The sequence below is a fragment of the Gordonia sp. GN26 genome (genome assembly GCF_054823965.1).
The window spans coordinates 1-23,517 of the sequence record NZ_JSYC01000138.1; the positions used below are offsets into that span (position 1 = coordinate 1).

At 68.3% G+C, this 23,517-nt stretch carries 19 protein-coding genes; 13 read left to right on the top strand and 6 right to left on the bottom strand.

The window, feature by feature from the left end; translation table 11 throughout:
* Window positions 1–26: 26 nt before the first annotated feature.
* The 4 genes from OK17_RS20045 to OK17_RS20060 all read right to left on the bottom strand — a co-directional run bounded on the left by OK17_RS20045 (window position 27) and on the right by OK17_RS20060 (window position 2,880).
* A complete protein-coding gene (locus tag OK17_RS20045) occupies window positions 27–1,148 on the bottom strand; it encodes a glutamate--cysteine ligase (protein WP_461418510.1) in 1,122 nt (373 codons plus the stop codon).
* Between the two features lie 32 nt (window positions 1,149–1,180).
* On the bottom strand, window positions 1,181–1,861 hold the full coding sequence (locus OK17_RS20050) for a superoxide dismutase family protein (RefSeq protein WP_232716064.1): 681 nt from the start codon (window positions 1,859–1,861) through the stop codon (window positions 1,181–1,183).
* A 138-nt stretch (window positions 1,862–1,999) separates the two neighbouring features.
* On the bottom strand, window positions 2,000–2,488 hold the full coding sequence (locus tag OK17_RS20055; RefSeq protein ID WP_461418511.1) for a LytR C-terminal domain-containing protein: 489 nt from the start codon (window positions 2,486–2,488) through the stop codon (window positions 2,000–2,002).
* Window positions 2,489–2,535: 47 nt separating this feature from the next.
* Window positions 2,536–2,880 (bottom strand): DUF3263 domain-containing protein, encoded by a 345-nt coding sequence (locus OK17_RS20060; RefSeq protein WP_005199114.1) that lies wholly within the window; start codon window positions 2,878–2,880, stop codon window positions 2,536–2,538.
* Window positions 2,881–3,131: 251 nt separating this feature from the next.
* Between OK17_RS20060 and OK17_RS20065 the strand changes: the two genes are divergently transcribed.
* Genes OK17_RS20065 through OK17_RS20090 form a run of 6 tightly spaced genes read left to right on the top strand, consistent with a single transcriptional unit; the run spans window position 3,132 to window position 7,572 of the window.
* Entirely contained in the window at window positions 3,132–3,974 is an 843-nt protein-coding gene (locus OK17_RS20065) for a lipase family alpha/beta hydrolase (RefSeq protein ID WP_461418512.1), read from the top strand.
* 21 nt (window positions 3,975–3,995) lie between these two features.
* Window positions 3,996–4,607, top strand: coding sequence for a peptide deformylase (locus OK17_RS20070; RefSeq protein ID WP_006867334.1), 612 nt, complete (start codon window positions 3,996–3,998; stop codon window positions 4,605–4,607).
* Window positions 4,608–4,637: 30 nt separating this feature from the next.
* A complete protein-coding gene (locus tag OK17_RS20075) occupies window positions 4,638–5,675 on the top strand; it encodes an N-acetylglutamate synthase, CG3035 family (protein WP_461418513.1) in 1,038 nt (345 codons plus the stop codon).
* Window positions 5,675–6,277, top strand: coding sequence for a guanyl-specific ribonuclease (locus OK17_RS20080; protein ID WP_461418514.1), 603 nt, complete (start codon window positions 5,675–5,677; stop codon window positions 6,275–6,277). Before OK17_RS20075 ends, OK17_RS20080 begins: the two co-directional genes overlap by 1 nt.
* Window positions 6,274–6,786 carry a barstar family protein gene (locus OK17_RS20085; RefSeq protein ID WP_461418515.1) on the top strand — a complete coding sequence of 171 codons (513 nt, stop codon included), beginning with the start codon at window positions 6,274–6,276 and terminating at the stop codon, window positions 6,784–6,786. The genes OK17_RS20080 and OK17_RS20085 overlap by 4 nt, the downstream gene beginning before the upstream one ends.
* Window positions 6,787–7,572, top strand: a complete 786-nt coding sequence (locus OK17_RS20090; protein WP_461418516.1) for an exodeoxyribonuclease III — start codon at window positions 6,787–6,789, stop codon at window positions 7,570–7,572. It begins immediately after the preceding gene.
* 274 nt (window positions 7,573–7,846) lie between these two features.
* Here OK17_RS20090 and OK17_RS20095 read toward each other — a convergent pair whose 3' ends face one another.
* Window positions 7,847–8,602, bottom strand: coding sequence for a siderophore-interacting protein (locus OK17_RS20095; protein ID WP_461418518.1), 756 nt, complete (start codon window positions 8,600–8,602; stop codon window positions 7,847–7,849).
* Complete coding sequence (mbtM, locus tag OK17_RS20100) at window positions 8,599–10,263, bottom strand: long-chain-fatty acid--ACP ligase MbtM (protein WP_232716072.1); 1,665 nt, start codon at window positions 10,261–10,263, stop codon at window positions 8,599–8,601. Before mbtM ends, OK17_RS20095 begins: the two co-directional genes overlap by 4 nt.
* Window positions 10,264–10,595: 332 nt before the next feature.
* Here mbtM and OK17_RS20105 point away from each other — a divergent pair, with 332 nt between their 5' ends.
* The 7 genes from OK17_RS20105 (at window position 10,596) to OK17_RS20135 (ending at window position 23,493) form a co-directional block, all read left to right on the top strand.
* Window positions 10,596–14,324: a non-ribosomal peptide synthetase gene (locus tag OK17_RS20105; RefSeq protein ID WP_461418519.1), complete on the top strand. Its 3,729-nt coding sequence runs from the start codon at window positions 10,596–10,598 to the stop codon at window positions 14,322–14,324.
* A 48-nt stretch (window positions 14,325–14,372) separates the two neighbouring features.
* The gene (locus OK17_RS20110; RefSeq protein WP_232716074.1) at window positions 14,373–14,981 is read left to right on the top strand and encodes a GNAT family N-acetyltransferase; all 609 of its coding nucleotides are present in this window, start codon (window positions 14,373–14,375) and stop codon (window positions 14,979–14,981) included.
* Between the two features lie 5 nt (window positions 14,982–14,986).
* Window positions 14,987–16,786, top strand: coding sequence for an IucA/IucC family protein (locus tag OK17_RS20115; RefSeq protein ID WP_232716075.1), 1,800 nt, complete (start codon window positions 14,987–14,989; stop codon window positions 16,784–16,786).
* A complete protein-coding gene (locus tag OK17_RS20120) occupies window positions 16,783–19,131 on the top strand; it encodes a penicillin acylase family protein (RefSeq protein WP_232716076.1) in 2,349 nt (782 codons plus the stop codon). The genes OK17_RS20115 and OK17_RS20120 overlap by 4 nt, the downstream gene beginning before the upstream one ends.
* Window positions 19,119–20,570: a condensation domain-containing protein gene (locus OK17_RS20125; RefSeq protein WP_461418520.1), complete on the top strand. Its 1,452-nt coding sequence runs from the start codon at window positions 19,119–19,121 to the stop codon at window positions 20,568–20,570. Before OK17_RS20120 ends, OK17_RS20125 begins: the two co-directional genes overlap by 13 nt.
* Before the next feature lie 65 nt (window positions 20,571–20,635).
* Window positions 20,636–22,180 (top strand): pyridoxal phosphate-dependent decarboxylase family protein, encoded by a 1,545-nt coding sequence (locus OK17_RS20130; protein WP_461418521.1) that lies wholly within the window; start codon window positions 20,636–20,638, stop codon window positions 22,178–22,180.
* A complete protein-coding gene (locus OK17_RS20135; protein ID WP_461418522.1) occupies window positions 22,177–23,493 on the top strand; it encodes a lysine N(6)-hydroxylase/L-ornithine N(5)-oxygenase family protein in 1,317 nt (438 codons plus the stop codon). The genes OK17_RS20130 and OK17_RS20135 overlap by 4 nt, the downstream gene beginning before the upstream one ends.
* Window positions 23,494–23,517 lie beyond the last annotated feature (24 nt).

The following is a 23,517-nucleotide window of genomic DNA, read 5'->3' on the forward strand; positions in this document are numbered from 1 at the left end:
AGCTTGCGGAGGGGCGTATCGAAGGGTCAGTCGAGCTCGGACACCACCGATGCGACGACGTCGCGCATCGAGTGGGTGTCGCGGTACACCGCGCGCTGCCGCTGATAGCTGGCGCCCTGCGCGATGATGCGCTCCACGCCGGCGAGTTCGTCGACGCAACCGAGGTCGCGCGCGATCGGCTGGAGGCGTTCGAGCAGCCGGTGCAGATCGTCGGTGACGAGTTCCTCCCGGCACTGCCCGTCGAGGATGACGATGGCGTCGAGGCCGTATCGCGCTGCGCGCCACTTGTTCTCCTGGACCAGCCAGGGCGCCATCGTCGGCAGGGTCTCCCCCGCCGAGAACCGACGGTCGAGATCGACGACGAGACAATGGATCAGCGCGACGATCGCGGAGAGCTCACCGAGGTTGGTCATGCCGTCGCAGACGCGGACCTCGATGGTGCCGAGATGCGGTGACGGGCGGATGTCCCAACGGATCTCGTTGAGGTGGTCGATGATGCCGGTGGTCTTCTGGTCGGCGACGAAGGCCTCGAACTGGTCCCAGGTCTCGAACTGGAAGGGCAGGCCTGCGGTCGGGAGCTGCTGGAACATCATCGCGCGGTTGCTGGCGTAGCCGGTGTCCTGGCCGGCCCACATCGGCGACGAGGAGGACAGCGCCAGCAGGTGCGGGTAGTAGTTCAGCAGCGAGTCGAGGATCGGGAGCACCTTGTCGCGGTGGCTGATCCCGACGTGGACGTGGACGCCCCAGATGAGCATCTGCCGACCCCACCACTGGGTGCGCTCGATCAGTTCGGCGTAGCGGTGACCTTCGGTCAGCAGCTGCGTCGAGTATTCGGCGAAGGGATGCGTGCCGGCGCCGTAGAGGTCGACGCCGAGTTCCTCGGTGAGCACACGGACCACGCCGAGCGTGTCGGTGAGGTCCGCGATGGCCTCACCGGTGGTCCGGCAGATGCCGGTCACCAGTTCGACGGTGTTGCGGAGCAACTCTTGGTGGATCTTCCCCAGGCGTTCGGGGTGGTGCTCCTCGACCGAGGCGAAGAGCGCTGCCGCCGAGTTCGACAGATCGCCGGTGACCTTGTCGGTCAGCGCGAATTCCCATTCGACCCCGAGGGTGGGGGTCGGCGATCCGTCGAACTCGATCGGTGACATGGACGGCCGCGATCGCTGCCGGACCGCGGGGCCTAGCTCTTCTCTTCGATGACGCCGCAGGCGATCCGGGAGCCGGCGTCACCGGTCTTCAGGGTGTCTTCCTTCGGTCCGCCCGGGTACTTGTCGGCCGGGATGTTGCCGAAGTTGTCGGCCTTCTCGTGGATCATGATGGCCTTGCCGAAGATCTGCTCCAGCTTCACCGCGTCGGTGGTGGTGACCGTACGACCGGTGTGGTCCTCGAGGATGTTGATCGAGACCAGGTCACCGCTCGACGGGTGGCTGGTGTTGCCGTCGACCTGCAGGTGTCCGCCGGCCGAGGTGAAGGCCTGTGCGCCACCGGAACCGGCGTCGCAGGTGCCGTTCTCGTGGATGTGCATGCCGTGGAAGCCGGCGGGGAGGTCACCGTCGGTGACGCGCACGCTGACCGTGACCGGACCATCGCTCTCGGACTCCGCCGAGAAGGTGGCCTCGCCGACGACATTGCCATCGGTGTCCTTGATCTCGGCGACCGCGATCTGACCGCTGGGCTCGCCGTCGACGTCGTCGGCAGCGCCCGGGGGCAGCGGCTTGTCGGAGACCACCGGCGGCGTCGTGCCGGGGACATCCGTGGGGTTCTGGTCGGGGCTGCAACCGGCCAGGGCCAGCCCGATCAGGCCCGCGGAAGCCAGCGCGGCGAGCGCGCGCGACGCGGTGATGTTCGAACGTCCGGACATGTCACTCCTTGATCACTGTCACCGGGGCTGCGCCCGGTTCGGGGCGGTTCACTGGGCGTCGGCCCAACGGTGCGCGACGACTACACCGCGCGCGGTTGAAGTTGTGTGATTGCTATGACGATAGTCCGGCCGCGTGCGTCACGATCCACTGACCGCGGTCACCACGATCACCGGGACCCCGCCCTTGCACCGGGTGAACGAGCTGGGGCGTTCCTCGACAGAGACCGTGCCGCCCAATGCCTCCGCGAGTTCGTCGGCCTGGGCCTTGTCTGAGTCCGAGTCGTAGAAGATCGTGTTCTCGCTGAAGCCGCCGGCGGTGTAGTTGCCGGGCTGGGCCATCGTGTAGCCCTTCTCCTTCAGCAGGTCACTGACGTCCGAGGCGAGTCCGGACACCTGGCCGGCGTTGATCACGCACACCCGCTTCGTCGTCGACGCCGCCGAGGTCGACGACGACGTGGTGGAGGCGGGTGTCGGGGTGGCGGTCGCGGTGGTCTCGGTGGCCTGGGGTTCGCTTCCCGACGTCGCCGCGGAATGCCAGCCGAGCCCGATGAAGACGACGGCCACTGCGAAGAGCATCATCGCCCCCGCGCGCAGCGGCAGGCGATTGGGCTCACGGTCTGCATTCATCACCGACGACCTTAACGCACCTCGGGTGGCTGACCGGGGTCAGCGTCTCAGGTGATCTCGAAGCCGAGACGGCGCGCGGCGCGGGCCTTCTGGCGCGACGCACGGAGACGGCGGAGTCGCTTCACGAGCATGGGATCCGCTGCCAGCGCCTCCGGACGGTCGACCAGCGCGTTGAGTACCTGGTAGTACCGGGTCGCCGACAGACCGAACAGTTCCTTGATGGCTTCTTCCTTGGCGCCGGCGTACTTCCACCACTGCCGCTCGAAGGCCAGGATGTCGTGTTCCCTGCGCGTCAAGCCGTCTGCGCCGACCTCGTGCGGGTCGAGCTGGGCTCCGTTGTCGGGGGTGGGTTGATCGCCGTCGTTCTGGCTACGCGCGGTTGCGCCGTCCATCTCACTCCCTCACCGATAAAACCTGATGACACTCACACCGCCGCTGATGTGCCGGACCGTTTGTTCGAATCCGAATCGGACAACCGGGACACGACGACGAATCACAACAGTGTGGTTCGGAGACAATCTAACCACGGTCACGCCGTCCGATCGCGCTGTGACTCGCCACGACGCACAGTCGGTCGGAACTGTGTGTGAGCAGTCGCTGTTAGCCTCACCTCACCACGTTCGCGTCGATCCGGGGGAATCGGATGTTCTCAGTGCTCACACGCGGTCTCATCGCTCTGTCCGGTGGGGTCGGGATGACGGCCCTGGCACTCGCCGCGTCGGCGGTGCTCGCCGCCCCGACGATGGCCGAACCGGGCAGAACGAGCACCCGTGTGGTGGTGATCGTCCCCGGACAGCAGCTCTACGCCGACGAGGGCCAGAACGAGGAGACCTTCCGCCCGCTCGCGGATGCGATCCGGGCCGCCGGACACCGTGTCGTGTACGCGCACGCCGGCGGAAAGAACGTGGCCGACGACGCCCGTCTGATCAAGGATGTCGTCGATCCACTCGTCGCGGACGCCGCGTCGATCGACATCGTCGCGCACAGCGCGGGTGGTCTCGGCGCGCGCCACTATCTGAAGTTCCTCGGTGGCGCAGCCCTGGTCGGCGAGTACGTGGCGATCGGCACGGCCCAGTACGGCTCGCCCGGTGGATGCTCGCAACCGCGCGACGCCGGCTACGACACCTGCATGTACTCCGACGCGATCAAGCGGCTCAACCAAGGCCCAGACGCCCCCGGGCCGACCCGCTACTCGGTGGTCCAGAGTGACGGCGAGTGGACCGACGGCCGGCTCGACGGCACCGCACAATGCCGCGCCTACTCACCGGTTCCGCTGGCCAACACCGGTTTCGACCATGCCATCGAGATGCGTGACCCGACGATCGTCTCGCGGGTCGTCACGTCCCTGCGCGGCGGCTGTGCCGGTCAGGTCGTCACCGACCCCGTCGACGGTTTCGACTGGCAGTCGACCCTCTTCCCGGGCATCCCCGGTCCGGCGGGCGATGCCGTCCGCGACGCCGTACCCGGAGTCGTTCCGGCGCCCTGAGCAGCGATAGGGTGATCGACTATGGCGATTCTCCCGATCTGCATCGTGGGCGAGCCGGTGCTGCACCAGCCCACCTCCCCGGTCCCACTCGACGCGGACGGCCGTCCGTCACAAGAGGTCATCACCCTCCTCGACGACATGTTCGACACCATGGACGCCGCGCACGGCGTCGGTCTGGCCGCGAACCAGGTCGGGGTCGGGTCCCGCATGTTCGTCTACGACTGCCCCGACGGCGACCGCATGGCGACCCGCCGCCGCGGCGAGGTGATCAACCCGGTCCTCGAGACCTCCGAGATCCCCGAGACCATGCCCGATCCCGACGACAACGACGAGGGTTGCCTGTCGGTGCCGGGTGAGCAGTTCCCCACCGGCCGCGCCGACTGGGCGCGCGTCACCGGCGTGGACCGCACCGGTGCCGAGGTCGTCATCGAGGGCAACGGCTTCTTCGCCCGGATGTTGCAGCACGAGGTCGGCCACCTCGACGGGTTCCTCTACGTCGACGTTCTCGTCGGCCGGAACGCGCGTGCCGCGAAGAAGGCCATCAAGCGCAACAAGTGGGGAGTCCCCGGACTGACCTGGCTGCCGGGCGCCGTCGCCGACCCGTTCGGGCACGACGACGAAGACGACGACTGACCGCCACTGATCAGGTCACACCGGACGACAGTGTCCCAACCGCACACGACGAAGTCGGGCGCCGTGATCGGCGACCGCGTCGTCGTGCGCTACCTGCTCGGTGAGGCGACTCCTGCCGACTGGCGCGGCAATCCCGATGCGGCGCAGTCGGATGTCACCGGCATCCTGCTCGACGACACCGACCCGCTCCGCCTCGAACGCGACGGCGAGGTGGTCTCGATCCCGGCCGCCGCCATCACCTCGGTGAAGCTGCTCTCGGCGACGCCGGTGCGTAACAAGGAGATCCGCGCCCTGGAGGGCGTCGCGGCCCGATCCTGGCCGGGCGTCGAGACCGCGTGGATCGCCGGGTGGTTCGTCCGCGCCGGGCACGGGTTCACCCGCCGCGCGAACTCCGCCATCCCACTGGACATGTCGGCCCACCCGGATGCGACGACGCTCGCCCGCATCACTCAGTGGTATGCCGACCGAGACCTTCCGCCCCTACTCGCACTTCCCGAGCGCCTGCTGAAGGCCGCCACCGTCGGAGGCACCGAGGACATCGAGGTGCAGATGCTCACCTCCGCCGTGGCGCCCCTGACCGAACGGTTGACCGAATCCCGTTCCGACGCTGTTCATCTCGCTGACCAGCCGGACACCGATTGGCTGGCTGCCTACACCGGGCACCGCGCCGGCGACGACACCGACCTCGACCACGCCGACGCTGTGCGGCAGGTGGTGACCGCAGGCGACGGGCCGCCGGTCTTCGCCACGATCCCCGACACCGGGTCGTCGGCGGCCGTCGCGATCGGTCGCGGCGTGGTCACCGAGTCCCCGGACGGTCGACGATGGCTCGGCCTGTCGGCGTTGTGGACCGATCCGGAACGACGCCGGACCGGGTTGTCCTCGCAGGTTCTCGCCGAATTGGTTGCGTGGGGTGCCGAACACGGCGCCGATCGCGCCTACCTGCAGGTCGAGACCACCAACCGCCTCGCCGGCGCCTGGTACCGGCGGCTCGGCTTCGGTCTGCACCACAGCTACCGCTACGTCACGCTCGACACCCCCTCCGCCGCCGCACCCCGGGAACTCTGATGCCAAGCCGTTCACGCTCCATGCCGACCGTCGCCCAACGCCGTCGGCAGGCCGCGATCACCGCCGTGGCATTCGTGGTCATCGCGCTGGTGTTCGCGATCACCTGGTTCATCAACAGCGGCGGTGACTCCGGAGCCGACGAATCCTTCAGTGCCGTCTCGTCGAAGAGTTCGACGGTCCGGACATCAGCCGCCAAGACCACCACGGCCAAGTCGACCGCGAAGTCGACCACCCGCAAGACGACCTCCAAGATCACGGCCCCGAAGTCGAACAGGACGCGGACGTCTACGGCGAAGACGCCGGCGCCGGCGGCGGTACCTGTGCACGTCACGCGCACGCTTGCCCTCATCGACGCCGGCAAGTGGCCGGAGGCCGCCCGCGCACCGGGGACGAAGGGCGGGATCACCTTCCGTAACAACGAGCGTCGTCTGCCGGTCACCGATGCCGGCGGACGCCGGGTCGCCTACCGGGAATGGGACGTCAACCCCAAGGAGCCCGGTCGCAGTCGCGACGCCGAGCGGATCGTCACCGGAAGCGACGGAACCGCCTGGTACACAGCCGATCACTACCGATCGTTCATCCTGATTCGAGGACCGTCATGACCGCGCACGACGATTCCGGCACTCACTTCCGCCGCTTCCTCGACGCCGCCGGTCACCACGGCCCGGCCGTCGGACTCACGGTGTCCGCGGACCTGCCCGACCTCGGCCCCGACACCCGCTTGCGCACCATCAGCGGTACGGCGGCGACCACCACCGGCACGATGTACTCCACCTTCGCGCGCGTCTGGGATTTCCCGGATCACTTCGGCCGCAACCGAGATGCCTTCGACGACTGCATGCGCGACCTCGACGCCCCCGATGCCGACGGACGCACACCGGCGGCCATCGTCACCCACATCACGCAGGCTCACCGCCTGCTCGACGAGGACGACGCGACCTTCACCTGGTTCGCCGACTCGATCGGTTTCTACCGCGATCACTATCGCGATGTCGGACGGACCTTCGTACTGATCCTGTCGACGTCGGCATCGCGCGCCTCGGCTGTCCGAGCGCGCTGGGACGGCGCCGGTGTACCGGTCACCGACCTCGACAACTTCGGGGAGCGCTGAATGCGGTTCGCCACGTGGAACGTCAACTCCATCCGCGCACGCTCCGAAGCGGTGGTCGAGTGGATGGACAACGCCGACATCGACGTCCTCGCCATGCAGGAGACGAAGTGTCACGACGACGCCTTCCCGCTGATGAGCTTCCTCGCGTCCGGTTATGACGTCGCGCATGTCGGGCAGGGCGCCTACAACGGTGTGGCGATCGCGTCGCGGGTCGGACTCGACGCCGTCGAGATCGCCTTCGACGGGGTGCCCACCTATCCGGTCGACAACCAGCCGATTCGGGAAGCCCGCGCGATCTCCGCGGTGTGCGCGGGCATCCGGGTCTGGAGCCTGTATGTGCCCAACGGTCGGACACCCGAGGACCCGCACTACGAGTACAAGCTCCGCTGGCTCGATGCCCTCGCCGACCACATCGCGTTACGTCTGGCCCACGACCCGGCCGCGGAGATGATGCTGGCCGGCGACTGGAACGTCGCGCAGACCGACGACGACGTCTGGGACCGCGAGTACTTCGACGGTCGAACCCATGTCACGCCACCGGAACGTGCCGCGGTGCAGCGCTTCTTGGACGGCGGCCTGGTCGACTCCGCGCTCCCCTATGCCCCGGGGTACACCTTCTGGGACTACACGCAGCTGCGGTTCCCCCGCAACGAGGGGATGCGCATCGACTACGCGTTCTGCTCACCCGCGCTCGACACCCGCGTTCTGGGCGCGCACATCGACCGCGAGGCACGGAAACGCAAGGGCGCCAGCGATCATGCCCCGGTTGTGTTCGAGCTGGGTTGATTTCGCACCCCCAACGCTCCCCGATCACGAAAGCGCGACACCCCATCGCTGCCTGATCACGAAAGCGCGACCCCCATCGCTCCCCGATCCCGAAAGCGCGACACCCCATCGCTGCCTGAGGTGCGAGGAGCGCAAGCGACGAGCCACGAAGGCCTGGTGAGATCACCTCGCGAGCCCTTCGTGGCTCGCTCCGCTCGCACCTCAGGGAACGGGTTCGCGGCTCGCTCCGCTCGCACCTCAGGGAACGGAGTTCGCTTGTCGCGCAGACGAACGATCAAGCGAAGGACTTGCCCGGAATCCAGTAGGCCTGGGCTTTGACCGACCTCTTGGGGATTCCGTACTCGTTCTTCAACGACGCAGCCACGGCGCGAGTGCTCACCGAATCCAGTGCGACCCAACCGAAGTGGTCCGCAGCGGAGAACGCCGAGGACCGCACCGCGTCGACGACCGCGGCTCCGTCACGCTCGCGCGCGACCCAGTGGACGGTGTCCTGTGCACGGGCCCGCAGGGGCAGCGATCTGTCGCTCTCGTGCTGATACTCGAGCCAGATGGTCGCCGGCGTCGACGGGTTGTCAGACGCCTCGATGGCATCGAGTAACGAGTTGATCGCCGGGAGCGAGGCGGGGTCGCCGGCGATGATCCACCCACGGACCTCGTCGCCGGGCATCGCGAACTTGGAACCAATGACGGTGGCGGTGACCGAGTCCCCGACCTGCGCATGCTGCGCCCAGCGGGCAGCGATTCCGTCGTGGATCGCGAACTCGATACCGAAGGTGTCGGCAGCGGGATCGGCATCAACCAGGGTATACCCGCGCTGATGAAGTCTCCCTGAGTCGTCGAACCACATCCGAATCCACATCGTCGGATGCAGCGCCCGCTTCGACAGGAGACCGCCACCGGTGAACGTCAGGCGCACATAGTGATCGGTGACGACCTCGGTGCCGGTCACGGTCAGCTCGAAGTCGTCACCACCGAGCAGCTTGAGGACAGCGCCCTGCCATCCCCGGCCCTTCGCCGCGACCTGACTCACTTCTGTCCGATGATCTCGAATGCCCCGTCCTCGACCATCTGGCGGGTCTCGAGACGACGGATCTTGCCAGAGGTGGTGCGCGGAACCGAGTCGGGCGCCACGAAGATCACGTCGGCAGGCATGATCCCACACGCCGACGCCACCTCCGAATTGACCTCGGCACGAGCCTTTTCCGGGTCCGAACCCTTGTACTCGGCGAGGATCACCAGGCCCGGGCGCGACGAGCCCTCACCGCGGGCCATCGCGACCACCCCGCCCCGGCGCACGCCCGCGACCTCCGCGGCGGCACGCTCGATCTCGATCGGGAAGAGGTTGCGGCCGGCCACGATGATGACCTCTTTGGCCCGTCCACAGATGACCAGGCGGTCATCGATCAGGTAACCGAGGTCACCTGTGGAGAACCATTCCCCCGCACCGAGATCGGCGCCGCCGAGATAGCCGCGCATCATCGAGGCGCCACGGATCTCCACGTGGCCCACGGAACGACCGTCGATGGTGGGAACGTCCACATTCGGTTCGACGATGCGAACCTGCATACCGCCCAGGGGCTTTCCGAGGATCGCGTAGCGGCGTCGGATGGGCTCGCCGCCACCGGGCGGGGTCACGGTGACCTCGTCGTAATGGGCGCCCTCGCCGACCGCGGGCATCGTGACGGCACAGGCGGATTCGGCCATTCCGTAGGCGGGAGCCGCGGCCGAGCGCTCGAAACCGAACGGTGCGGTGGCCTCCAGGAACTTGTCGAAGGCGTCGGCGTCGATGGGCTCGCCGCCGCTGATCGCGACGCGGAGGTTCGACAGGTCGATGTCGCGCAGGAGTTTTCCGTACCGTCCGAGGATGTCGTAGGCGAAGTTCGGAGCGGCGGTGACGGTGGCCTTCGTCTCGGTCAGCCACTGCATCCACTTGAATGGTGCGGCCGCGAAGGCGGTGTTCGGCACGACGTAGGCGGAGATGCCCGTCGTCATACCGGCGAGGAGGAACATCAGGCCCATGTCGTGGTAGAGCGGCAGCCAGGTGAAGCCGGTGTCGCGAGTGCGGTGCAGGCCGAGGCGGCTGACCAGTTCGATCGCGTTGGAGTAGACCGCTGACGCCGTGAGCACCGCGGTTTTCGGATCACCGGTCGACCCGGCGGTCCCCTGTAGAACGGCGACGGTGTTGGTGTTCACGTTGCGGGCGACGAAGCCGGTGGTGTCGGCGGCGACTCCGTACTCGGCGACTCGAGCGATACGGAGCTGCCCGTCGACCTTGGCGAGCAGATCGAGCTGGGAGCCGCCGCCCAGGACGGTGCCGACGCCGATCGAGACGAATCGCGTGTAGGTGGTCTCCGCCCAGCGGCTCTCGTCGGCGCCGCGGATGGGTCCGGGCAGGATGCTCACCGGGACGCCGGCGAGCCACGCGCCCTGGATCGCGGCGATGAGGTCGATCGTGGGATCGCCGATGAGACCGACGGCGAGCGGCTCGTGCAGGTCACTGTCGGCGAGGAGTTGCACCGCGATCTGTTCGGCGCGTGCGTGGACCTCGCGCCAGGGCGCGGTCACCCATTCGCCGGATTCGGAGTCGAGCACGGACAGCGTGGTGTCCCCGGCCAGCATCGCCTCGCGGACGGTCGCCGCGAGGGTGTTGGTCGACCCTGTTTCCTCCAGGACCACGCTGCTCTGCGACATGTTCGTTCCCCGTTCTCTCCGACCCCAGGAGTCGGCCGTCGTGTTCGTGTGGATGCGTCCGGTCCGCTCGTAGATCACGGGTCGCGGCGACCGGACTCAGCTCGCAGCCCTTGGGTAGGTTAGCCTAATCTTCGTGGTGCGCAAGAGCCGGCCGCGGTCGAAGTGTGGCGTGATCCAGATCATCTGGCCAGACGACATCAACTAACTTAGGCTTACCTAAGTTCGAACGCCGATGCAGGCGTTTCGTCCAGCAAGTAGTTAGTATAACCTACCCTAAATTGGGTATTTTGCTCGAGTAAACGACGTTCCCGACCGCGAGAGGCAATCGGCTGATGGCCACGAATTCTGAGATGACTGACCCCATCGAGGACCTCGTCAGCCCCGCCGCCGTCCGAGCCCAGGTCGCCGGCGCGCTCGGCGTCACGCCGGAATCCCTCGACCCCGCCGGCGACCTCATCGCCCAGGGCCTCGACTCCCTGCGCATGATGCGACTCGCCGGGACCTGGCGCAAACGCGGCATCGACATCGACTTCGCCCGCCTCGCCGCCCAACCCACCCTCGACGCCTGGATCGAGATGATCACCGCCGACGCGTCGTCTCCGTCGACCCCGGAAGCCGTCTCCCCGCAGAGCGACGCGCCTGTGTTGCCGGACATCCGCGGCGAGATCGCTGCCGCGCTCGGGGTCACACCCGAGTCCCTCGACCCCGCCGGCGACCTCATCGCCCAGGGCCTCGACTCCCTGCGCATGATGCGACTCGCCGGGACCTGGCGCAAACGCGGCATCGACATCGACTTCGCCCGCCTCGCCGCCCAACCCACCCTCGACGCCTGGACCGCCCTCCTCGGCGGATCGTCGACTCCCGCGGAGACGCGCATATCGCCGGAAATCGTCGATCCCGGTTCACCTTTCCCTCTGGCTCCGATGCAGCACGCCTACTGGATCGGGCGATCCGACAGCCATGCGTTCGGCAATGTGGCCGCGCATCTCTACATCGAGTTCGACGGCCATGACCTCGATCCCGACCGCTTCACCACCGCCATGGGTGAGCTGCTCCAACGACATCCGATGCTGCGGATCCGCGTACTCCCCGACGGCACCCAGGTCGTCGGGCCGTCGCACCCGGAGGCGATCGCCGTCCACGACCTGCGCACCCATACGCCCGACATGGTCGAGGCGATCCTCGCCGAAAAACGTACCCACGGAACACATCGCACACTCCCGGTCGAAGAGGGTGCGGTCATCCGCGCCGAACTGAGCCTGCTGCCCGACGGGTCCACCCGGGTGCATCTCGACGTCGACATGATCGCGGCCGACGCCATGAGCTATCGCGTCCTCGTCGACGACTTCGCTCGCCTCTACCGCGGGGAGACACTGCCCGAACTGGGTGTCACCTTCGCGACGATCACTGCCGACCGGACCTCCCGCGAGATCCGCGACGAGGACCTCGCCTGGTGGCGCGAGCGCATCCCGCACCTCCCCGGACCGCCGGAACTCCCGCTCGACGATCGCGCCCTCCGCGGCGAGGTCGAACCCCGCAGCGTCCGCCTGCACCATTCCGTCTCGGCCTCCGAATGGAAGCGCCTCGAGGACCACGCCCATCGTCGAGGGGTGACCCCCGCCGCCACGGTGGCGGCGGCCTTCGCCGAAGCGGTCGGCACCCATGCGGCGAATTCTCGCTTCCTGCTGACTGTTCCGCTGTTCGATCGCCCCCAGATCCACGCCGACGTCGAGCGCGTGGTCGGCGACTTCACGTCATCGATCCTCGTCGACGTCGATCTGAGCCACTCGGCGACCCTGGCCGAGCGCGCACGCCAGATGCGGTCGGCGATGCACGACGCCGCCGCCCACGGATCGATGAGCGGTCTCGACGTCCTCCGCGAACTCGGCCGCGCCCGAGGCGAATCCGTCGTCTCCCCGGTCGTGTTCACCAGCGCGCTCGGACTCGGCGACCTGTTCTCGCCGCAGGCCACCGACGTCCTCGGCGACCCCGCCTGGATCGTCTCGCAGGGCCCGCAGGTGCTGCTCGACGCCCAGGTCACCGAGATCGCCGGCGGTCTCCTCCTCAACTGGGACGTCCGGGTGTCCGACCTCGACGAGACCACCGCCCGCGCGATGTTCGACTACTACATCCGACTCCTCGGACTACTCGTCGACGGCGAATGGGATGTCCCGGCGCCCGACCCGGTCGACGATGATGTTCGTGCACAGCGGCTTTCGGTAGAAGTACCGCTGCCCGACACCGACACCTTCGACGACACCCTCCACGGCACCGTCTTCGCTCGCGCGGCCCAGCGGTCGGCGACCCCGGCGGTCATCACCGACACTCGCACCTGGTCGCACGGCGAGCTCACCGACGAGGCCCTGCGCGTGGCGGGCGCACTCACGGCTGCGGGTGTCCGCGCCGGCGACACCGTCGTCGTCAACCTGCCCAAGGGCGGCGACCAGATCGTCGCCGCGCTCGCCGTCCTCGCCGTCGGCGCCGCCTACGTACCGATCTCGCCGACACAGCCCGCGACCCGTCGGGATCGCATCGTCTCCATCGCCGGGCCGCGCGCCGTGCTCACCGCCGACGCCGACGCCTGGGCGGGGTCCGACGGCCCCGCCGTCATCGACCTCGAGAAAGCACGCACCGCGGCACCGGTGGCCCCGGTGAAGGTCGCCGGCGAGGAGTTGGCCTACATCCTGTTCACCTCCGGATCGACGGGGCTACCCAAGGGCGTTCAGGTTCCTCATCGCGCCGCGGTGGCCACCATCACCGACCTCGTCGACCGCTACTCGATCGACGCCCGGGACCGCAGCCTGCAGGTCTCCTCGCTCGAGTTCGACCTCTCGGTCTTCGACATCTTCGGACTCCTCGCCGTCGGCGGCGCCGTCGTCGTACCCGGTGACGACGAGCGCACCAAGGTCGACGACTGGGTGCGTCTCCTCACCGAACACTCGGTCTCCGTGCTCAACTGCGTGCCGTCGGTCCTCGGGATGATCCTCGACATCGGTTCGCTGCCGGCCTCGGTGCGGATGATCATCATGGGCGGCGACAGGGTCGACGTCTCGCTGCTCGAACGGGTTGCCGCACAACTGCCCGACTGCCGCGTCGCCGGCCTGGGCGGTACCACCGAGACCGCCATCCACTCCACCATCTGCGAGGCGGACGACGTCCCGGCCGGAATGGCGTTCGTGCCCTACGGTGTCCCGCTGCGCGGCGTCCGCTGCCGGGTCGTCGACGAGACCGGCCGCGATCGCCCCGACCTCGTACCCGGCGAGCTGTGGATCGGTGGCGCCGGTGTCGCCGACGGTTACCGCGGCGATCCCGAACGCACGGCCGATCGCTTTGTCCACCACGACGGCGAGAAGTGGTATCGCACCGGAGATCTCGCCCGGTACCTGCCCGGCGGGTTCCTCGACTTCCTCGGCCGCGCCGACCACATGGTCAAGGTCCGCGGCTACCGCGTCGAGCTCGGCGAGGTCGAGGCCGGACTTCTCGCCCTGGCCGAGGTCGCCTCGGCGGTCGCCTGGTCCGACGGCCGAGATCTTCATGCCGCCGTCGTCGCCGGAACCGATGCCGATGCCGATGCCGATGAGAACACGATCCGCGCAGGTCTCTCCGATTCCCTTCCGCCGCACATGGTCCCGCGGTCGATCGCCGTCCTCGACGCACTCCCGCTGACCGCGAACGGCAAATACGACCGCACGGCCCTCGCGGCACTCGTCGACACCGCCGAGGGCGGTCGGCAGGTCGTGGAACCGCGCTCCCCGCTAGAGGAGGCGCTCGTCGTGATCTTCTCCGAGGTCCTGCCCGTCCGGCCGATCGGCGTCACCGAGGACTTCATCTCCCTCGGCGGCGACTCGGTGCAGGCCACCCGACTCGTAGCCCTGTCCCGCACCTGGCTCGACGCACCGCTCCTGTCGGTGGCCGACATCTTCGGCCACCGGACGATCTCGGGCCTCGCCGAGCGGCTCACCGCCCTCGACGGACCCCGGGTTGCGCGCGTCGCCGAGATCCTCCTCGACGTCGTGGCCCTCTCCGATGAACAGGTGGATGCCGAACTCGCCGGCACCTGACGCAACCGGCCCGGCCGCATCTCCAGACACCCCGACAGCAAAGGCATCATGACCACTTCACCGGCACCCACGTACGACCTGCACTCGGTCGATCTCGACGACGTGTCGCACGCCGTCACGGTCCACGGGTGGCTGACCCATCCCAAGGCCAAGTTCTGGGACATGCTGGAGAGCTCCGTCGCCGACGTGGAGAAGATGATCCGGGACACCGCAGCGGCGACCGCCGGCACGCCCTACGGCATGCGTCTGGGTTACCACGACGGCCGGCCGCAGTTCCTGTTCGAACTGTACGACCCGCAGACCAGCGAACTCGCCGACCCCGCAAGCGGTTACGTCCACGCCGAGGGTGACATCGGGATGCACCTCCTCGTGGCCCACTCCGAGCAGGCGCTGCCCGGTTTCACCGGCGCGGTGATGCTGCACATCATGCGGACCGCGATCCTCGAGGTCGGTGCCGCGCGGGTGGTCGTCGAACCCGATGTCCGCAACACCGCGGTCCACCGTCTCAACGCGAGCGTGGGCTTCCGGGTCGACGGCGACTACCCGGTCGGCAACAAGACGGCGCACCTGAGTTACTGCGCCCGAGACGACTTCCTCCGCGTCACCGCCGACGGCACCAGTGTCGGCGCCGTCGAGGTGACGGATCTGGGAGCGTAACTCCGTTGACCATCGAACAGATCCGCCCGACACGGACCGCGCAGCAGTCCACCGAGTCGTATCGGCAGGTGTATCACCGCCGGATCGCGCGGAAGATCCTCGCCGAGTTCTCCCACGAACGCGCTCTGAGCCCGGCCGAGACCGGCCCGGGTCGCTACGTGGTCGGTTCCGCCGACGGCCGCACGGAGTACCACTTCCGCGCCGAGGTCCTGTCTCTGGAGAACTGGGCGATCGAGGAGTCCTCGTTGCGCCGTGTGCGCGACGGGAAGGAACTGCCCGTCGACGCCGTCGCGCTGGTCGTCGACCTCGCCCCGATACTCGGCATCGGTCCACAGGCGTTGCCGGAGTACCTCGAGGAGTTCATCAACACCCTCGCGATCAGCGCCGACCGGCCTGACGAACGACGCATCACGGCAACCGATCTCGCGCATGCGGACTTCCAGACCGTCGAAAGGACGATGACCGAGGGTCACCCGTGCATCGTGGCGAACGCCGGGCGCCTCGGCTTCAGCGCCGACGACATCGAGCGTTACGCACCGGAGGTCGGCAACCACTTCCGGCTCGTCTGGGTCGCCGCCCGCCGCGAGGACTGCGACGTGGCGACGGTGAGCGGCGTCGACTACGACACCATGCTCGTCGACGAACTCGGCACCGAGACCCTGGCGGAGTTCGATGCCGTCCTCCGCGAAACCGGTTGTGATCCCGACGATTACCGCTATCTCCCCGTTCATCCGTGGCAGTGGACGGAAAAGGTCCGGAAGCTCTACTCGGCCGATCTCGCCGATCGCCGCATCGTGCTCGTGGGCGAGAGTCCCGATCTCTACCAGGCGCAGCAGTCGATCCGCACGGTCTTCAACGCGACCACGCCCACCCGCCACTACGTGAAGGGCGCGCTATCGATCGTGAACATGGGCTTCACCCGGGGCATGTCGGCGGATTACATGCGCACCACCCCGCTGATCAACAACTGGGTCCGCGGGCTCGTCGCCGACGACCCGTACCTGGCCGCCATCGGGTTCGAGATGATCTTCGAGGTCGCGGCCATCGGCTACCGCAGCCCCACCTTCACCCCGATCACCCAGCCGGGTTCGGAGTACCGCAAGATCCTGGCGGCGTTGTGGCGTCAGAGCCCCGTCGCGCTGGTGCGTGGCGGCGAGCAGCTCTCCACCATGGCCGCTCTTCTGCACCTCGACCATCACGGCGACCCGCTCGTCGGTGCGTTCATCGCACGATCGGGGATTCCGGCCGCCGAATGGGTCCGGCGCTACCTGCGGACGTATCTCCACCCGATCGCCTACCTGCTCTACCGGTACGAACTGAAGTTCTCCCCCCATGGCGAGAACCTGATCCTCGTCCTCGACAACGGTGTCCCGGTCCGCGCGATCCTCAAGGACATCGGTGAAGAGGTGTCGGTCTTCGGTGAGCCGGAGGGTTTCCCGGAGAGTTGTGCCCGCGTCCTCACCACCGAACCCGACGAGATCCGCAACCTCGGGGTCCTCTCGGACATCTTCGACGACTACCTGCGGCCGCTGGCGGAGGTCCTCCACACCCACCGTCTCGTGACCGACGAGGAGTTCTGGGACCTGGTGGCCGAGAGTCTGCGTGAGTTCGTCGCGGCCCACCCCGATCTCGACGACCAGTTCGCCAGATGGGATCTGTTCGCACCGGAATTCGGCGCGGTACACATGAACGGTCTGCAGCTGCGGAACAACAAGCGCATGGTCGACATCGAGGACTCCTACGCCTCGCTCATCGACGCCGGGCACATGCTCGTCAATCCCGTCGCCGATCGGGGACGACGATGACCGTCACGACCTCCGAAACGCCCGGCCCCGAGATCCTGCGCGATGCGCACGGCATCCCGCACGTGCTGGCCGCCACGGCGACCGACGCACTGTACGGACAGGGCCGCGCCTGCGGACAGGACCGCCGCTGGCAGATCGAGTTCATGCGTCTGCGCGCCGAGGGGCGTACCGCCGAGGTGTTCGGCGACTCCTGCGTCGAGTGGGACACCTTCGCGCGGCGCGCCCGACTCGACGCGGTCGCCGAGCAGATGTACCACGCGTCGTCGGCCCGCAGCCGCAGCCTGCTGCGCGCCTATGCCGACGGTGTGAACAGCACTCTGCCCGACACCGGAACCGCGTCTTCTGCACCGGAACTCGAGGCCCTCCAGCACCAGCCTGCGCCGTGGCGGCCGTGGACGCCGATCTCGGTCTTCATCATGCACCACGTGCTGTTCGGCCGGTTCACGACGAAACTGTTCCGGTTGCACGCCTGTCGGACCACGGGACCGGATGCGCTGCGGTTCTGGGCATTCGAGGGCAGCGAGAGCGATCCGACCGTGCCGCCGATGCCGGACGAGCAGTTCCTGCAGGAGATCCTCGACCTCACCCGGCCCACTCCGGCCGCCGATTCCCCCGTCGGCGAGACCGTCGACCTGGGCGACCCGATGTCGGGCAGCAACGCGTGGGGGGTGTCCGCCGCCCGCAGCGCCACCGGCTCCCCGATCGTGGCCGGTGATCCCCACCGGTTCCTCGAACTGCCCGGCATCTACGAGCAGTTCCACCTCGCCTCGACCGATCCGGCACAACCCTTCGACGTCGTGGGCTTCGCCTTCGCCGGTGTCCCCGGCGTCCCGCACTTCGCGCAGGGCCCCGAGATCGCCTGGGGCATCACGAATGCGATGGCCGACTACCAGGACCTCTACGTCGAGCGATTGACCCGTGACGAGGACGGGACGCTACTCGTCGAGGTGCCCGGCGGGCGCCGTGTCCCGGCGGCCGTCCACACCGAGCACATCGGCGTCCGCGACTCCGAACCCGTTGCGGTCGAGGTGATCACCACCCACAACGGCGCCGTCGTGTTCGGCGGCCCGGACGAGCCGTTCACGATCAGCCTCCGGTCGCCGCTGCTCTCCGAGGACGTCACCTTCGACGCCCCACTCGACCTGCTGTTCGCCCGCACGATCGACGACGTCGAAGCCGCACTGTCGACGTGGGTCGAACCGGTCAACCGCGCCGTCGTCGCACACCGTGACGGAACCACGGTGACCCACGTGGCCGGCCGCGTTCCCGTCCGCGCTCCCGAGAACTACTGGCTCCCCGTTCCCGGCTGGGACGAGCGATACCAGTGGCAGGGTCACGACACCGGTTCGCTCGGCGACCCGGGCTTCGACGCGACGGTCGCCGACGGCGGCGTGAGCGTGACCGCAAACCAGCGGATCTCGGGAACACCCGCGCTGCAACCGATCACGACCGAGTGCGTCGAGGCGTTCCGGGCCGACCGGATCACCGCCCGCCTCGATGCCCTCGACACTGTCGACCCCGAGGACTGTGCGGACATCCACCGCGACGTCGTCCTCGAGCAGGCCGCGGTGGTGCAGCAACTCCTGACCCGCGTCGTGGGCAACACCCCGGCCGCCGAGGACATCCGGCTGCGCATCCTCGCCTGGGACCGCACCATGTCCGCCGACAGCTCCGACGCATATCTCTTCGCGGAGTTCCGCAGCCAGCTCGTGCTCGGTGTCGCGCGCACCGATACCCTGGCGCCGCTGCGCGGTCCGCACGGCTTCCCCGCCGTGTTCCAGCCGTGGTTCGTACCGGAACCCCGCCTCGCGAGCGCAATCACCACGGTCATCGCCAACTGCGCGCTGATCGGCATCGACATCGACGAGGTCGCAGTCGGTGCGCTCGATGCCGTCGTCACCCGCACCGAGACGATCGGGCACGTTCCGAACTGGGGCGCCGTGCATGTGCTCGCCCCGATCCACGGGTTCGATCTCGTCGGTGCGTCGCCCCGCCATCCGGACCTGTTCGCAAGGCTGCGACCCACCCCGCTGCCCCTCGCCGGGGATTCGGAGTGCGTCTTCGCCAACGCATCCGCCGTCGGCACCCATGTCTGCATCACCGGCTCCGCGGCCCGCTACGTCTGGGATCTCGCCGATCCTCACGCAAGCCGCTGGGTGGTTCCGCTCGGCGCCTCCGGCGACCCGGCCTCCGAACACTTCCAGGACCAGGCCTCGCTGTGGGCCGACGGCCGGCTGATCCCCGTCACCCGCGATTGGGAAGCCCTGCGCGCACCGGACGCCGGAGCCACCCGACAGGCCACTTCGACTACCACTCCGACGAAGGGGGAACCGTGCCCACGCTGACCGAAGCGCGACTCACACTGCTGCGCCGGCGGATCGCGGAATCCGGCGCGGCGCTGTCCGGGACTGCCGCCGAGTCCAGTACCGAATCGGGCACCGAGGCCCCGGCTTCGTTCGGGGAGTTCGGCATCGCCGAGCGCCGGATGTGGAAGATCTACGAGCTCGACCCAGAATCGGTCTCGCACAACATCGGTCTCGTACTCGAGTTCGGTGGCGACCGCACCGTCGATTCCGTCGTCGCCGCAGCCGAACTCCTCGTCGAGCGTTTCGAGGTGCTGCGCTCGGTCGTCGAGGTCGACGACCACGGCGTACCCCGCCGCACCCGGGTGGCACGCGAAGGGCATTGGGATGCAGGGCGTTCGGTCTGGACCTGGGGCGCCGATGACGTCGGGGGCGAGTCGGCCGACATCGACACGGTCGCCACGCGGATGACTCGCATCCCGTTCGACCTGCACGTCGACGCGCCGTTGCGCCTGCGGGTGTCGGCGCGCGACGGGCAGGTGACCATGATCCTGGTCGTCCACCACCTCGCCGTCGACGACACCTCCTGGCCGTCGCTGCTGGGCACGCTCGTGTCCGGAGAGTGGGTCGCCGACGCCGACGCCGAATCCCGGCCCCCGACCCCGGATGCCGCCACCGCAACCGAGGCCGCGGATTCCGCAGTGCGACATGCGCTGTCGACGTGGGCGGCCGAAGACGTGCGGTACCCGCTCTCGGGCGAACTGCCCACCGAGAGCGCCGCCGAGAGCTGGCTGTCCCCCATGGACGACCGTGCGGGTATCAAGGTGACCGCTCCGGTCGACGGAGAGTCGCTCACCGCATTCGACCGGGTCGCCCAGACCGTCGGCGCAACCCCGAATGCGCTTCTCATCGGGGTGTGTTCGCTGGCCGCCTACGCACTGACCGGTTCACCCGATCATGTGCTCGTCGTCCCGGCCGACAACCGACGACGACCACAGTCACCGCAGCACATCGGATACTGCGGCAACATCATCCCGATGCGGTTCCGCGTCGACCCGACCGCGACCGTCGAGCAGGCCCTGCGCGACGCGGGCACGGTGATCTACCGGGCGATGGAACATGCCGGCACCGACTTCGGTCCGATCCTGACCGCACTCCGTCAGCAGGGCGGACGGTTCCCGATCATGGAGATCATGGCCTCGGTGCGGCCCGCTCCGCTGCGCGGCATCGCCCGACCCGACGACGCACCGGTCACCTGCCGTTCGGTCTTCAACGGGATCGCCAACTACCCGTTGTCGATCGCCTTCGAGGCCGACGACCACTCCACCCACGTGGAGGTCGACCACCAGCCGGGGATCGTTCCCGATCACGTCGCCGCGCGCGCCACCGGGGTGTTGACCGCACTCGTCGATCTCATCCCGTCCGCGCTGGGGACGACGGTCGCCGAACTCCTCGCCGAGCTCGACAGGCGGGTCCCGTGACCGACCAACACCCGCACGGCTCCGCACACCACCACACGACCACCGCACGTCCAGGGGGTAACTCAGTGACCGAAGACCGCGACTCTGCATGGGGTGCGTCCCGTTTTGCGCGGCCGGGTACGGGCTGGGCGGAGATCGGTCGCGGTCTGGCCGAGGCCGCGGAGTCGGTCACCGATCACCACCACGGAGCACCTCTGCCGGCCGGGGATCCGGTGTCGGTGCTCGCGGCGGTCACCGGCTCGCTGGGCGCGCCCGGGATCCCCGAATCCGGGATCGGCGAGTCCGAGGCCCTGTCGCGGATGGCGCGCCTGGTCGCCGAGTTCGGACTCGACCTCACCCATCCGCTGACCGCGGCTCATCTTCAGCCGGCACCCCTGTCGGTTGCGGTTGCCGCCGATGCACTGGCGAGCGCCACCAACGCCTCCCTGGACACGTATGACTCGGGTCCCGCGACCCTCGCCCTGGAGACCTGGACCGTTCAGTCCCTGGCCCGCATGGCCGGGTTCGGCCCACGGGCCGGCGGCGTCTTCAGTCCCGGCGGTTCCATCTCGAACCTGTTGGCGCTCATGATCGCCCGCGATCACACCGCGGCCCGGCGGGGCGTCGACGTCCGCCAGGACGGCGTCGGTGCACTGCGCCGACCGGTGGTGTTCTGTTCGCGAGTCGCCCACTTCTCGGTGCATCGCGCCTGTGCCGCACTGGGGCTCGGCGAGTCCGCGGTGATCCCCGTCGAGGTCGACGCACACCACCGGATGATCCCGGAGGCCCTCGAGAGCGCGATCCGCAAGGCCGGCGACGTGACCCCGCTCGCGATCGTCGCCACAGCTGGAACCACCGACTTCGGCACCGTCGACCCGCTGCCCGACATCGCCGACATCGCCGAACGTCACGAGATCTGGCTGCACGTGGACGCGGCCTACGGCTTCGGCACCCTGTTCTCCGACCGCCTGTCCGGGCTGCTGTCCGGCATCGACCGCGCCGACTCGGTGACCCTGGACCTGCACAAGGTCGGGTGGCAGCCCGCCGCGGCCAGCCTCATGCTGCTCTCCGACGCCGGTCGTTTCGTCTCGCTGAACCGCTCGGTGGCCTATCTGAACCCCGACGATGATGTCGAGGCCGGCTACAGCGGGTTGCTCGGGCAGACCCTGCAGACCACCCGCCGACCCGACGTCCTCAAGGTCGCCGCGACGCTGCTGGCGTACGGGCGTCGCGAACTCGGCGGGATGCTCGACCGGTGCAACGACCTCGCCGTGTACGCCGAACAGCGAGTCGCCACCGAGCTACAGCTCGAGCTGATCGCACCGGTCACGTTGACCACCATCGTCTTCCGCTACCGCTGCGCCGACCTCGACGCCGTCAACGGTGAACTGCGCCGCCGCCTCATCACCGACCGCAAGGCGCTCATCGGGCGCACCCAGGTGCGGGTACCCGGTGAGGACGAACCCCGGACCTGCCTGAAGCTGACCCTGCTGAACCCCGAGACCGCCGAGAGCGACATCGACGAGCTGTTCGACGAACTACTCCGTCTCGCAATCGAAGTGGAATCCGAGAGCACCTCGGTCTCGAGCGACCAGGCACACAGTGAAGAAATGGTGAGGGTGTCGGAATGACCCGTGTAGAGAACGTGGATGTCCTGGCGATCGGCTGCGGTCCGTTCAACCTGGGGCTCGCCGCGCTGGCATCGACCGTCGACGACCTCGACGTCCTCGTCGTGGACTCCCGCGACGAGTTCCGCTGGCATCCGGGCCTCATGTTCGACGAGGCCCGGTTGCAGGTCGGGTTCCTGTCCGACCTGGTGACCCTGGTCGACCCGACGCATCCGATGTCGTTCCTGAACTACATGGCCGACACCGACCGGATGTACCGGTTCCTGGTGCGGGAGAACTTCTATCCCACCCGCATCGAGTACGAGGCGTACCTGCACTGGTGCATCGACCGGCTCGACACCCTGCGCTGGGGCGCCACCGTCACCGAGGTCACCTGGGATGACGACGCCGACGCCTTCGCCGTCACGATCCTCTCCGGCGGCGCAACCTCGACCGTGATCGCGCGCCACGTCGTCGTCGGCGTCGGTACCGAACCGTTCGTGCCCGGGTCGTTGTCGTCGGACTCCCCGGCGGTCATCCACAGTTCCGACTACCTGTACCACCAGGACAAGGCCCATGCCGCGGACACGGTGACCGTCATCGGATCGGGACAGTCGGGCGCCGAGATCGTCATCGACCTGCTCGAGGCCAATCTCCGCGGCGGACCGTCTGTGCGATGGTGGACCCGCACACCGTGGTTCGCCCCGCTCGACTTCACCAAGATGTCGCTCGAGATGACCACCCCGGCGTACATGGACTACTTCCAGAGTCTGCCGGAGGAGGCCCGCGATCGGATTCGCCCGCAGCACTGGCAGTTCCACAAGGGCGTCTCCAGCGACACCCTCGAGCGTGTGCACGAGCTGATGTACCAGCGTCAGCTGCGTGAGAAGCTCAATCCGGTCCAGTTGCGCATCTCCACCGAGGTCGACGCCATCGACACCCTTGCCGACGGCGAGCTCAGGGTCCGCGGACGCCACCTCGACACCGGCACCCAGCTTGCTCACACCACCGACATGGTCATCGCCTGCACCGGTTACCAGCCCCGGCCCACACCGTTCCTGGACCCCATCGAGTCACGGCTGCACCGTGACTCGCGCGGCCGGCTCGTCATCGGACCCGCCCACCAGGTGGAAGCCGAACCCGCACTGGCCAACCGATTGTTCGTCGCGAACGCCGAGGAGCACGCCGTCGGCGTCTCGGCCCCCAACCTCGACATCGGCGCGGTCCGCAACGCCCGAATCCTCAACGCCGTCACGGGCCGCGAGGTGTACCGCCTCCCGAAGGACACCGCGTTCACCGCCTTCGGCGCCGACGACCTCGACGACGTCGTCACCTAGACGCGAACGCTCGCTGTCGCCGCA

Bases quoted from the DNA above. Each gene is read 5' to 3' on its own strand.
- OK17_RS20045 (WP_461418510.1), bottom strand. From the start codon at position 1,148: ATGTCACCGATCGAGTTCGACGGATCGCCGACCCCCACCCTCGGGGTC.
- OK17_RS20050 (WP_232716064.1), bottom strand. From the start codon at position 1,861: ATGTCCGGACGTTCGAACATCACCGCGTCGCGCGCGCTCGCCGCGCTG.
- OK17_RS20055 (WP_461418511.1), bottom strand. From the start codon at position 2,488: ATGAATGCAGACCGTGAGCCCAATCGCCTGCCGCTGCGCGCGGGGGCG.
- OK17_RS20060 (WP_005199114.1), bottom strand. From the start codon at position 2,880: ATGGACGGCGCAACCGCGCGTAGCCAGAACGACGGCGATCAACCCACC.
- OK17_RS20065 (WP_461418512.1), top strand. From the start codon at position 3,132: ATGTTCTCAGTGCTCACACGCGGTCTCATCGCTCTGTCCGGTGGGGTC.
- OK17_RS20070 (WP_006867334.1), top strand. From the start codon at position 3,996: ATGGCGATTCTCCCGATCTGCATCGTGGGCGAGCCGGTGCTGCACCAG.
- OK17_RS20080 (WP_461418514.1), top strand. From the start codon at position 5,675: ATGCCAAGCCGTTCACGCTCCATGCCGACCGTCGCCCAACGCCGTCGG.
- OK17_RS20085 (WP_461418515.1), top strand. From the start codon at position 6,274: ATGACCGCGCACGACGATTCCGGCACTCACTTCCGCCGCTTCCTCGAC.
- OK17_RS20090 (WP_461418516.1), top strand. From the start codon at position 6,787: ATGCGGTTCGCCACGTGGAACGTCAACTCCATCCGCGCACGCTCCGAA.
- mbtM (WP_232716072.1), bottom strand. From the start codon at position 10,263: ATGTCGCAGAGCAGCGTGGTCCTGGAGGAAACAGGGTCGACCAACACC.
- OK17_RS20105 (WP_461418519.1), top strand. From the start codon at position 10,596: ATGGCCACGAATTCTGAGATGACTGACCCCATCGAGGACCTCGTCAGC.
- OK17_RS20110 (WP_232716074.1), top strand. From the start codon at position 14,373: ATGACCACTTCACCGGCACCCACGTACGACCTGCACTCGGTCGATCTC.
- OK17_RS20120 (WP_232716076.1), top strand. From the start codon at position 16,783: ATGACCGTCACGACCTCCGAAACGCCCGGCCCCGAGATCCTGCGCGAT.
- OK17_RS20135 (WP_461418522.1), top strand. From the start codon at position 22,177: ATGACCCGTGTAGAGAACGTGGATGTCCTGGCGATCGGCTGCGGTCCG.